This window comes from Paraburkholderia sp. USG1, from assembly GCF_031570135.1.
In the GTDB taxonomy this organism is placed as follows: Bacteria; Pseudomonadota; Gammaproteobacteria; order Burkholderiales; family Burkholderiaceae; genus Paraburkholderia; species Paraburkholderia dioscoreae.
Window position 1 is genome coordinate 121104 of the sequence record NZ_JAMWXW010000007.1, and the last position, 11872, is coordinate 132975.

The 11872-nt window shown below is 63.9% G+C and carries 11 protein-coding genes; 5 read left to right on the top strand and 6 right to left on the bottom strand.

Annotated features, from left to right (window positions below):
• Window positions 1-9: 9 nt before the first annotated feature.
• The 4 genes from NE850_RS11750 to NE850_RS11765 all read right to left on the bottom strand — a co-directional run bounded on the left by NE850_RS11750 (window position 10) and on the right by NE850_RS11765 (window position 2755).
• Window positions 10-279 (bottom strand): hypothetical protein, encoded by a 270-nt coding sequence (locus NE850_RS11750; protein WP_007175803.1) that lies wholly within the window; start codon window positions 277-279, stop codon window positions 10-12.
• Between the two features lie 126 nt (window positions 280-405).
• On the bottom strand, window positions 406-1806 hold the full coding sequence (locus NE850_RS11755) for a sigma-54 dependent transcriptional regulator (RefSeq protein ID WP_007175804.1): 1401 nt from the start codon (window positions 1804-1806) through the stop codon (window positions 406-408).
• A 315-nt stretch (window positions 1807-2121) separates the two neighbouring features.
• The gene (locus tag NE850_RS11760; protein WP_007175805.1) at window positions 2122-2391 is read right to left on the bottom strand and encodes a hypothetical protein; all 270 of its coding nucleotides are present in this window, start codon (window positions 2389-2391) and stop codon (window positions 2122-2124) included.
• Window positions 2392-2437: 46 nt separating this feature from the next.
• On the bottom strand, window positions 2438-2755 hold the full coding sequence (locus NE850_RS11765; RefSeq protein ID WP_007175806.1) for a YqjD family protein: 318 nt from the start codon (window positions 2753-2755) through the stop codon (window positions 2438-2440).
• Window positions 2756-3128: 373 nt separating this feature from the next.
• On the opposite strand from NE850_RS11765, the gene NE850_RS11770 reads away from it, so the two are divergent.
• The 3 genes from NE850_RS11770 to NE850_RS11780 all read left to right on the top strand — a co-directional run bounded on the left by NE850_RS11770 (window position 3129) and on the right by NE850_RS11780 (window position 5680).
• Window positions 3129-4187, top strand: coding sequence for a sigma-54-dependent Fis family transcriptional regulator (locus NE850_RS11770; RefSeq protein ID WP_007175807.1), 1059 nt, complete (start codon window positions 3129-3131; stop codon window positions 4185-4187).
• A gap of 348 nt (window positions 4188-4535) precedes the next feature.
• Complete coding sequence (locus NE850_RS11775; protein ID WP_165185333.1) at window positions 4536-5114, top strand: hypothetical protein; 579 nt, start codon at window positions 4536-4538, stop codon at window positions 5112-5114.
• The gene (locus NE850_RS11780) at window positions 5111-5680 is read left to right on the top strand and encodes a hypothetical protein (protein WP_007175809.1); all 570 of its coding nucleotides are present in this window, start codon (window positions 5111-5113) and stop codon (window positions 5678-5680) included. The genes NE850_RS11775 and NE850_RS11780 overlap by 4 nt, the downstream gene beginning before the upstream one ends.
• An 87-nt stretch (window positions 5681-5767) precedes the next feature.
• Here the strand turns inward: NE850_RS11780 and NE850_RS11785 are convergent, their stop codons facing one another.
• The gene (locus NE850_RS11785; RefSeq protein ID WP_007175810.1) at window positions 5768-7114 is read right to left on the bottom strand and encodes an AAA-associated domain-containing protein; all 1347 of its coding nucleotides are present in this window, start codon (window positions 7112-7114) and stop codon (window positions 5768-5770) included.
• Between the two features lie 97 nt (window positions 7115-7211).
• Window positions 7212-8963 carry an ABC transporter permease subunit gene (locus NE850_RS11790; RefSeq protein ID WP_007175811.1) on the bottom strand — a complete coding sequence of 584 codons (1752 nt, stop codon included), beginning with the start codon at window positions 8961-8963 and terminating at the stop codon, window positions 7212-7214.
• A gap of 704 nt (window positions 8964-9667) precedes the next feature.
• On the opposite strand from NE850_RS11790, the gene NE850_RS11795 reads away from it, so the two are divergent.
• Entirely contained in the window at window positions 9668-11359 is a 1692-nt protein-coding gene (locus NE850_RS11795) for a sensor domain-containing diguanylate cyclase (RefSeq protein ID WP_007175812.1), read from the top strand.
• Between the two features lie 195 nt (window positions 11360-11554).
• Entirely contained in the window at window positions 11555-11821 is a 267-nt protein-coding gene (locus tag NE850_RS11800) for a hypothetical protein (RefSeq protein ID WP_007175813.1), read from the top strand.
• Window positions 11822-11872: the final 51 nt, after the last annotated feature.

Genomic DNA, 11872 nt, shown 5'->3' on the forward strand with positions numbered 1-11872 from the left:
CGGAACGCGTCAGAGTTGCATGCGTCGCTGCTGTAACGGCTGACGCTGACTGGCTTGTGGCGTTTGCGTGGGCTGCGGCGGCGGATCGCCGATCGGCGGCGCGACCGGTTCGATGGGTTCGATCGGTTGCGGCCCCGGATCGGGACTCGGAACAGGAACCGTGTCGGGTTCGCCGGGGCTCGGCGGCGCGACCGGAGGCGCAGAGGGCGGTTCGATCGGCTCGGGACGATGAGCGTGCTTCGACAGGGGAAGCGCGGGAGCGGCGGCGTATTCCGGCATGTTGGTTATCCTCGTTTGCGTTTCACTGGATCGCAGCAAGGCCTGTGCCGTTACGGGCCGCTCCCGGATGGGGTGGCGTTAGCAGTGTGCCAGCGGTGCACGTCGCGCGAATGGCGTGCGAAGCCGTCAAGCGTCCGCGCCGCCCAGCGCGCGCGATTCGTCGGCGGCGTCACCGTCTTCACGTGCGTCGTTGCCATATTCGACCAGGCGGTTGTACAGCGTCTTGAGGCTGATGCCGAGAATCTCGGCGGCCCGCGTCTTCACGCCGCCGCACTGTTCGAGCGTGGCCAGAATCAACTGACGGTCCGCTTCCGCAAGGGAGGTGCCGAACGGAATCGTGATCGCCGTGCCGGCCGCGGGCTTGGACAGCGTGATCTGCAGCGGCACGGTCGCCGTGCTGTCCGAATCCGAGCCCGACATGATGTGGGCACGTTGCACGTAATTCTTCAGTTCGCGCACATTGCCCGGCCACGGATACGACATCAGCATGTCCTTCACGGCCGGGGGGAAATGCTTTTTGGTGCTGTGGCGTTCGTTGAGTTCGTCGAGGAAAGCCTGGGCCAGCAGTTCCACGTCTTTGCCCCGGTCGCGCAACGGCGGCAGGCTGATCGGAAACACATTCAACCGATGGTACAGGTCGAGCCGCAGCTTGCCTTCCAGCACGGCCTGCTCGGGATCGCGGTTGGTGGCCGCAATCAGGCGCACGTCCGTTTCGATCTCCTTGGTCGTGCCGACCCGCATGAACATGCCGGTTTCGAGCACACGCAACAGCTTGACCTGCAACTCGATCGGCATCTCGGTGATTTCGTCGAGGAACAGCGTGCCGCCGTTCGCGCGCTCGAAATAGCCTTTGTGCTGGCGGTCCGCGCCGGTGAACGAGCCGCGCTCGTGGCCGAACATTTCCGATTCGATCAGATTCGGCGAGATCGCGCCGCAGTTCACCGCGAGAAACGCGTGCTTACGGCGCAAGCTCAACTGGTGCAGGGTTTGCGCGGCGACTTCCTTGCCGGTGCCCGACTCGCCCACCAACATGACCGAGGCCGCCGTCGGCGCGACACGGCCTATCTGGTCGTAGACCTCCTGCATGGCCGGCGAATTACCGAGCATCAGACCGAAGCGTCCCATGCGGCGTAACTCGCCGCGCAGCGTGCCGATTTCCGCCTTCAGGTCGCCCGCGCGCGGCAGGCGCGAGAGGATCGCCTTCACGCGCTGCATGTTGATCGGCTTGACCAGATAGTCGGTGGCGCCCATTTTCAGCGCGTTGACCGCCGACTCGACCGTGGCGTGGCCGGTAATCACGATCACTTCCACGCCGGAGCGCGGATCCAGATCTTCGAACAGATCGACCCCGCTGCCGTCGGGCAGCTTCAGGTCCGTAAAAACGACGTCCGGCATCTGCCGGACCAGTTGAATGCGCGCTTCGCGCAAATCGCCCGCGGTGGCGGTGGTCAGACCGTCTTCCCCGATGATGGCGGAAAGCGCCTCGCGGGTACCGGCATCGTCATCGACAATCAGTACATGTGGCATCGCGTCTCGAAAGCCTGCAAGCGTGGGTATGGGAAAACATGCTAAGGCGCATGCTGAAAAGTGCGCCGGCGGCGCGGCGCTTCGCCGGCGTTAGCGGGTGCTCCAATGTGAGTGCCCACCAACTTCAAGTCAACATACTCGCCGGTGACTTGATCCAATTTTGCAACAATACGGGGCCAAAGCCCCGGGCGAAAACCGCCATTGTTGTCTATTTGTCCATTATACGGCTTTATTGGTACAAATTAGTAATGCGCGCCGCGGTGCACGGCGCGCCGCTCGTTAGAGCCGCGCGCCCGTCGCCGTGCGGGCAAACGCTCAACTACGCGGAAACGGCCATGCGCCGCCATTGCCGTTCGGATAGGCGGAACCGTTGCCGCCGGGGGTGTCCGGGCTCACCTCCGCTGCCGGCGTAACATTAGCCGCCGGTGTAGCCGAAGCCGCCACCGCGCCGCCCTCGTTTTCCCAACGGCTCAATTCTCGCGCCGCAGGGACTTGAGCGGCGCGGCTGCGCTGCACGTAACGAATGGCCAGAAAACCGCCGAGCGCCATCAGTGCGCCGAAAATGCCGATCTTGGGTCGTGCCATCGTGAACTCCTTGTCTTCATCAAGCGGATTGACACCGGAATGCGCATCAGCGGGTAGTCAGCACGCCGAGCACGAAGCCGACGCCCGCAGCAATGCCGATCGAGCGCCACGGGTTGTGCCGCACGTAACGTTCGGTATTGACCGTGGCCGTGCGGTAACGTCGCTGCGCATTCTGCTGCGCGTCGCCAAGCGCCGATTGCAGGGTTTCGACGTGCGTGCCAAGTTTGTCGCGCAGCACGCCGACGCCCTCGCCCGGCACATTGGCGGCAAGCCGCAGCATTTCTTCCGAGTCCTTCAGCAGCACCCGCAGGTCTTCGACAATCTTCTGGCCGCCGAGTGCAAGTTGTTGTGTACTGTCAGTCATCATTCACTCCTGGTCTGAGTTCGGCGTTCGCATGTGTGCTTTGCGGCGAATCTGCGCGTCCTGCGAATTGGCGAGCGTCGAGTGCTGCCATCGCGAGAACATGAAGTGCAATTGCTCAAAAAAGCAAGCGCGTGTCGGATCAGTTCAGCAAACGTCGTGCCCGGTAACTTCGCCCTCAGAATGCATGACAAGTGTGGCGCCACGCACTTTCGACCGAGCGTATAAGAATGTATCCCGTCGACGCGACATCGTTTGCCGAAAACGGTGTCAAAGTGGTTAAATCGATCTTTGAGAGATAGCGGCTTGACTGGTTTATCTCGTTCCCAGGCCTGCGCGCCGCAACACCGAACTCATTTGCACAGGATCCCCGTTTATGGCGTCAATCGACCTGGACTCGCCCACCGTCTCCGCCGGAGGCAATGCTTCGGCACAGGCGAAGCAGCGCGTCGCGGACGGCATCGCGGGACTGAAATCGTACGGCCTGCTGTACGGCTCGTCGCCGGTGATGCTCGATCTGTACGAGCAGATCGAACGCGTCGCCAGCACCGACGCGACCGCGCTGATCATCGGCGAATCCGGCACGGGCAAGGAACTGATCGCCCGCACGATTCACGATAAAAGCAGCCGTAAGGACGCACCGTTCGTTGCCGTGAACTGCGGCGCGATTCCCGACGAACTCATCGAAGCCGAATTGTTCGGCCACGAGAAAGGCAGTTTCACGGGCGCGGTCCAAGGCCGAGTCGGCTACTTCGAACACGCGAACGGCGGCACGCTGTTCCTCGATGAAATTACCGAAATGGCGCCGGTGCGCCAGGTCAAACTTCTGCGCGCGCTCGAAACCGGCACGTTCTACCGGGTGGGCGGCACCGACCTGATCAGCGGCAACGTGCGCGTGATCGCCGCGACCAATCGCGACCCGGCGGTGGCGGTCAAGGAAAACGGCTTGCGTGAAGACCTCATGTACCGGCTCGCGGTTTTCCCGCTGCGCGCGCCGCCGCTGCGCGAGCGCGAGAACGACCGCGAACTGCTCGCGCAGCACTTCCTCGCGCTGCTCAATCAGCAGGAAGGCACGAGCAAGAGCTTCAGCAAAAGATCGATCGAAACGCTGCGCACCTGGTCGTGGCCGGGTAACGTGCGTGAATTGAAGAACGCGGTCTATCGCGCGTTCATTCTCGCGGAGAAGACGGTGGAGCTGCCGCATCCGCATCTTGCGTCGCGCGTGAAAAAGCCCATGACGCAGGGCGATGCGATGAGCGTATGGATCGGCACGCCGCTCGCCGACGCGCAAAAACAGATCATTCTCGGCACCCTCAAATATTGCGGCGGCGACAAACGGCGCGCGGCCAAAGCGCTCGGCGTGAGCCTCAAGACGCTATACAACCGCTTGAGCACATACGGCGACGAAGGCGCGGAAGAAGAGGCTGAGCAATAAGTTCATGCCGCAGTGCTCACGTGACGCAGTCGCGTGAGTTACTCCGCGCGCGTTACTCCGCGTGAATACTTGCATCGTGCGCCCGGCCGCCGGTTACGAAACCTCTGCTACACGCTCCGAATCTCGAATCAAATCCCTTCGTACCACCAATCAAAATCGGCGAGCACTCACCAGAAACCAGTTTATCCCGCATCATCTTTTGCAATTGCTTGCATTTTCCCTCTGCCAATTACAAATAGCATCCTGCAAAATGCGGCACACGCATTGCTGGGTGGGGAACGCGTGTCGCTCGTTCAGAGTGGCTCTCGAGCGCGAACGAAAGGCATTTGCAGGAGCAGAGACAGGGAAATGCAAAAAAGTGTGATGTGGGCCGAATGGACAAAACGAACAGCCGGGCGTGGACATCCCAAGGCAACGGCGCTTGTTGTTCTGGTCGCGGCCATTTCGTCGGCGTTGAGCGGTTGTAGCTCACTCTATTCGGAAGGCGCCACCGCAGGCGCCGGTATCGCGGGCGCCGCGCTCGCGGCGAAAGTCACGAGCAACGCGGCCGTCGCCACCGGCATCGGCCTCGGCGCGGTGGCCGCCGCGCGGGCCGGCGTGCAGTACTCGGAGCGCGTGGTCCACACGAATACGCAGGACGGCATCGCCAAAATTGCCGGGCCGCTCGACGTCGGCGCGGTGGCGCCTTGGAGCGTGACCCATTCCGTGCCGATCGAAGACGACGAACACGGCCGCGTCACCGTCAGCCGCACAATCAGCGCGGGCGCGCTCGACTGCAAGGAAATCGTCTTCTCCGTCGATCAGTCTGCCACCAAGAATGTGCCGGCCAGCAGCGCGTTTTACGTCGCTTCGATCTGCCGTGACGGCGACAACTGGAAATGGGCGTCGGCCGAACCCGCCACCGAACGCTGGGGCGCGTTGCAATGACGGCGCGTTCGCGTACGGCCGGACAAGCGGCGCGCCGCCGTCGCCACGCCGCATGGTCCGGCAACCGGCTGCGGCTCGTACTGGCCGGCGTGCTGTGCGTCGGGGCGAGCGTCCTGACGAGCGGCTGCTCGTCGGTCGGCGCGGCAAGCGGCGCGGCGGCCGGTGTCGCGTCGGGTCTGGTGACATCCAATCCGGCAATCGGCATCGGTGTCGGCATTGCCGTACAGGCTGCGACAGACGAGGCCATCGGCCACTATATGCGCACCATGCACACCGATCAGCAGAACATGATCGCCGCGTTGGCGGGCGCCATGCCGGTCGGCGAGACCCGCCCGTGGGCGGTCAAGCACACGCTGCCGATCGAAAACGGCCACGGCCAGGTGCGCGTGACGCGCGCGTTCGGTTCGGCGCTCGCGCTCTGCAAGGAATTCGTGTTCTCGGTGCAGGACGGCGACGGCCCGAACGCGCATGAGGACTGGTACACGGCAAGTGCGTGCCAGCAGGACAAGGGCTGGAAGTGGGCCTCCGCTGAGCCGGCCGTTACACGCTGGGGCAATCTGCAATAAGCGCGCGGCGATAAAAAACGGCAGGGTCTCCCCTGCCGTTCTTGCTTCGCGTCAGCGTCGAGCGCCTTGATCGTTACTTAAGCGCGCTCAAGACTCCACGTCTTCCAGACTGAAGATTTCGGTCTGGTCGTTGTACGAGAAGATCTCGCCATAACGGCCCCAGTTGATGACCGCGTCGAGCGTCTCTTCCGCAGCGCTGTCCGACAGAAAATCCTCCAGCTCCTGCTCGAAGCGCACGCGCGGCGCGCGATGCCCCGGCCGTTCGTTGAGCACCTTCTTGATTCGCGCGGCGAGCGGCACGTGCCGCAGCAGATGCTCGGCGAACATCATCTTGCGTTCCTGCGTGCCGAACTCGGCGAACACGCGCGCCGGCGGCGTCAGGAAAATATCGCCTTCGCGCACGTCGGCGAAACCGAGATGCTGCAGCACTTCGGCCACCGGGAACAGATCGTCCACCTCCAGATGCAGCGAACGGGCGATTTCCGGCATGTCGGCGCGGCCGTGGTACGGCGCTGCCGCGAGCGTTTCGATCAGACCGGCCATCAGGTTGGTCGACACATGCGGCAGCCAGCTGTGCAGCTCGAGCCCCTTCTTGGTCTTTTCGTCGGTCTGGCGCGCGGTCATCTTCGCGTAGATCTCGTCCACCAGCCGGCGGAACGCCGGATCCAGGCGATTACGCGGATGCTTGAACGGCACCTTGATCTCGGCGATCACGCGCCCCGGATTCGACGACAGCACCAGAATCCGGTCGCACATGAACACCGCTTCCTCGATGTTATGCGTGACGATCAGCACCGCCTTGATCGGCATGCGGCCTTGCGTCCACAGGTCGAGCAGGTCGGTACGCAGCGTTTCGGCGGTCAGCACGTCGAGCGCGGAGAACGGCTCGTCCATCAGCAGCAGCGTGGGGTCGACCACCAGCGCGCGCGCAAAGCCTACGCGCTGACGCATGCCGCCCGACAGTTCGCGCGGATAGGCGTTCTCGAAACCGTCCAGACCGATCAGGTCGATCGCCGCAAGCGCGCGCGTGCGCCGCTCGCTCGCGCCCACGCCTTGCGCTTCGAGCCCTGCTTCCACGTTCTGCAGCACGGTCAGCCACGGGAACAGCGCGAAGGTCTGGAACACCATCGCGACGCCCTTGGCGGGGCCGTCGAGCGGCTTGCCCATATACGTGACTTCGCCGTCGGTCGGCTCGATCAGACCGGCGATGATACGCAACAGCGTCGACTTGCCCGAGCCTGAACGGCCCAGCAGTCCGACAATCTCGCCTTCACGCAGCGACAGGTTCGCGTCGTCGAGAACGAGCAGCTCGCCCTGCGACTTGTTGAAACCGCGGCACACGTCCTTGACGCGCAGGATCTCTTCGCCGAGGCGCGGCGGCTTCGGCGGCGTCTGGATCGGCGCGGCGGTCATAGCAGCTTTAGGATTTTGCATCGCGTTTTGCCTTTATTACTCAAGAAAACGCCGGGCCGCCCCCCAAGTTTTCTTACCCCCTCGGGGGGCCTGGCGCCAAGCGACAGGTCCGGGGCACTTAATCAAGCCGGAGCTTGGCTTCGGCGTAGGCGTACATCGGACGCCACAGCAGGCGGTTGAACAGTGTCACGAACAGGGACATCACGGCGATCCCCACGATGATCTTCGGATAGTCGCCCGCGGCGGTGGACTGGGCAATGTAGGCGCCCAACCCATGCGCGGCCACTTTGGTGTCGCCCCACTGCACGAATTCCGCGACGATGCTCGCATTCCACGCGCCGCCCGACGCGGTGATCGCGCCCGTCACGTAATACGGGAAAATACCCGGCAGAATTGCCTGACGCCACCACTGCCAGCCGCGGATATGGAAGTTCTTGGCCGCCTCGCGATAGTCGTTCGGATACGACGTCGCGCCGGCAATCACGTTGAACAGGATATACCACTGAGTGCCGAGCACGATCAGCGGCGACAGCCAGATGTCCGGGTTCAGATGGAAGCGCACGATCGCGATCACGAACACCGGGAACAGCAGATTGGCCGGGAACGCGGCGAGAAACTGCGCGAGCGGCTGGATCTTCTCGGCGAGCGCCGGGCGCAAGCCGATCAGCACCCCGACCGGCACCCACACCACCGACGCCAGCGCGATCAGCACCACCACCCGCAGGAGCGTGATGAGCCCGAGCACGAAGACGTGCCAGACTTCGTCCAGCGAGACGCCGGTGCGCACATACATGACGACGCGATACACCACGTAGACGGTCGTGACCAGCACCAGCGCCGCCCACGCGATATCGCCGACGCGCGAACTCTTCTGCATCTGCGGGATCTGGAAGCGCGGCCCCTGGAAGGCCGGCAGCCGCAACGGCACGCGCGCGGCCTTGGCGAACATCCAGCCGAGCGGCACCAGCAGCCGGTGGATCAGCCGGGTACGGCGAATCAGATCGAGCAGCCATGACTCCGGCGCGTCGCCCGAACTGGTGTTTTCCATGCGGAATTTGTCGGCCCACGCGACGAGCGGCCGGAACAGCAACTGGTCGTACGCGAGAATCACGATCGTCATGGCGAGAATCACCCAGCCGATCGCGTGCAGATTCTTGTCCGAGATCGCCTGCGCCAGATACGCGCCGATCCCCGGCAGGATGATCGTCCGGTTGCCGACCGTGATCGCTTCGGAAGCCACCACGAAGAACCAGCCGCCGGACATCGACATCATCATGTTCCAGATGAGGCCGGGCATCGAGAACGGGACTTCCAGTTTCCAGAAGCGCTGCCACGAAGTCAGATGAAAGCCGCGCGAGACTTCGTCCAGATCGCGCGGCACCGTGCGCAGCGACTGATAGAAGCTGAACGTCATGTTCCACGCCTGGCTCGTGAAGATCGCGAAGATCGCCGCCAGTTCGGCGCCGAGCACGCGGCCGGGAAACAGCGCGAGGAAGAACGTGACCGTAAACGAAATGTAGCCGAGCACCGGCACCGACTGCAGGATGTCCAGAATCGGCACCAGCACGAGGCCGGCGCGGCGGCTCTTGGCCGCCAGCGTGCCGTACGCCAGCGTGAAGACCAGCGAGGCGACCATGGCCGCCAGCATGCGCAGCGTGGTGCGCATGGCGTACTCGGGCAGATTCGCCGGATCGAGGGAGATGGCTTGAGTCTTGAGCGTCGACATGGGCGCCAAGGTCTCGTGAAAGCCGATCGCCGCCATCGCGATCAGGCAGATGATCAGCGGAAAGGCAACGAAGTCCCAGCGGTTGGGCAGCACCCGCCATGCCGATGCATTCGCGGTGCGCTTGAGGTCGAAGCTGAAATCCATCAGACGCCCTCCCCGTCGAGCCAGCTGGTCGAAAAGGAGGCCGCGGCTGCGGCGCGGCGGTCTGAAGATCGGTCCGGAAAGCGGAAATCAGGCATGGCAAAACGCGTGTGCGCGGTAAATCGTTAGCGTTGGAGACACGTGGACCGGTGAAGGATGTGTCCATGGACGAGCCCGCCCAAGACCGCAACCGTCAAGCCGGACTCCTGTCGCCGCAGGCGCCGCCCGTAGGCTGGCGAGCTTTCCTTGTTTTGGACGGCACGACACTACACCATCCTATGTTTCAGGCACAACCTTTCGCGGCAAATAGCGACAAATAACAGGGAACGTCCGGCTAGCGCCGTTGGGCGCCGCGCGTACCCGCCGAGCGGCCGGCCATTCATCGGCGCGCGCGGACCACGGCTTCAGCGAGCGCGGCCGCAACCCGGAATCGCGCCGGGCAACCCGGAAAACCCGTACAGCCATCAAGAAACCAGCCGGGCCGCCGTTAAGATCCTGATGGGCGCGCTATACGGGCTTTGCATTCCCGCAATAACGATGGCGTCAGGCCCCATGCCGGTTAAAATCAGAAGACGACGCCTGCCGTCGATTTATCCCGGGCCACAGCGGCGGCATATTGCCGAGCGCTTGCAAAGGGACGACACAGCGCCGGCGCGCTGCCACGAATGAGCTAGTTGCATGTCACAGCCAGACGGATCACAGAGTCGATGAACAGGACAACCTTGCGCCAGGCAACCGGGCCGGTCAGCTTCATGCTGGTCGTACTGGTTTGCTGGTTCGTGGCCGGCATGGTTGCGGACCGGATGGTACAGCAAGAGCTGAACGCGGCCCTGCGTGCGCAGCGCCAGATGTCCACGTCGATCGTCGACAACATGGCGGAGGTGATCGCCAGCGATCTCGCAATGTCTCGGGCCATCCCCGCGACCATGGCCGAAATGGACGTGATCCAGCGTGCCCTGGTGCAATCCCAGAATTATGCCGTGAACAGCGAAGCGACGGAACCCGCCCTGCGCGCCGCATTGCTCAAAGACACGAAGATGGCCGCCGTGAGCAACTTCCTGCACGACGCGCAAGGTTTCTCCGGGCTTGACCAGATCTGGCTCGTCAATGCGAACGGCGTCTGTGTCGCATCGAGCAACTCCGCCAATAATCCGCTCGCGGCCAGGCGCTCCTTCGTCGGCACCGACATGCGCGTGCGCAGCTATCTGACGAACGCGCTGCTCGGCGCGTTCTCCGAAGCCTATGGCGTGGGCCGCACGAGCGGCGAGCCGGGCATCTTCATCGCCGCGCCGGCGTATTCGGAAGGTCTGCTGGTCGGCGTGGTCGTCGCCAAGGTCGGGATCGCGCGGCTGCGCCACTGGGTCGCGCATGCCGGCACCTTCGTGACCGACGAGAACGGCGTCATCATCATGGCGCACGACAGCACGCTCGAAGGCCGCGCGCTGCCGAACTCACGCGTCATGCAGATGAACCCCGCCGAGCGCAAGGTCATCTATCTGCGCGAGACATTCCCCGACATCCAGATCAGCGTGGACTCGCAAGTGCGCGAACAGGCGCCGTGGGTACCCACCGCTGTGGCCGGACAGCTGTTCGGCATGTCCGAGCGCCCCGTGCCGTCGCTCTATCAGGCGCGCGGGGGCCTGAACTCAGGGCTGTCGGCGCATCTGGTCGATCCGCTCGCAGCCTGGCCGGAACTGCTGCGCAATCACAAGCGCGATCATCTGCTGGTGTTCCTGACGCTGGCCGGCACGGTCGCGCTGGCCTGGGTGATCACCGTGTCGTATGTGCGCGAGCGGCGCCACCATCGCGCCACTCGCGATCTTGCCGAGCAACTGCAATCCGCCAATACGCTGCTATCCGCCGAAGCCCGTCACGACGCGCTGACCGGTGCGCTGTCGCGGCGCTACTTCCTCGATCTGCTGCGCCATGAGATCGAACGCGCGCGTGTGAGCAACGAACCGTTGTGCATGGCGATCGCCGACCTCGACCACTTCAAGCAGATCAACGACCGCTTCGGCCACGCCGCGGGCGACCGCGCGCTCGAACATTTCGTCGACACCTGCCGCGCCGAGTTGCGCGGCGCCGATGCGATCGGCCGGCTCGGCGGCGAAGAATTCGGGCTGCTGCTGCCGGCCACGGACCTGGCCGGCGGCCGCGAAGTCGTCGAGCGGCTGCGGCTGCGTCTGAAAGCGATGCCTTCGCCGAAGCTGCCCGCTTCCGTGGGCTTGAGCGTGAGCATCGGCATCACCGAACTCTCCGCCGACGACCTGCCCGAACGGATCATGAGCCGCGCCGACACCGCGCTTTACGCGGCGAAATCAGGCGGCCGCGACCGCACCGAAGCCCTGCCGCCCGACGACACCGCGCCGCCCGCCCGCACGGTGGCCAACGTCTGGTAACGCTCCCGCCGGCGGCTGGCCGCCGGCGTCTCGACGCGCACGCAAGTTAAGCGCGCTACTGAGCACGCCACCGGGCACGCAATGTCAGCACGCACGCTGACGCAGCGCAAGACCCGCCCTCGGGCATCCCGTAACGAAGCAGGTATGATCGACCCTGATATCAAGGTTGCCGCTACCGCTCTAACGGAGATTCGCATGAAGGGAAATCTGGTCATCGTCTGTCGCGATCAGGATGCTGACGCGTTCGACCATCTGCTGGCCGAATATGGTGCGTTCCAGACGCGCCTGTCGTCCACCGCGTGGTATCTGAAACTGGATGTGGCGCCGGAACTGATTCAGGAGGAGATCCTGGCGCGTCTCGGCAAATACACCACGCATTACATTTTCGAAGCCGAAACGGTAACGTGGAATACCGTGGATAGCGACGCGGCGAATGCGCTAAATACGCTGTTTTCAGACTAGCGCGCCGCCGCCTGGCCGCGCCGCCGGATCTTGCGTCCGGGTCTCAGGGCG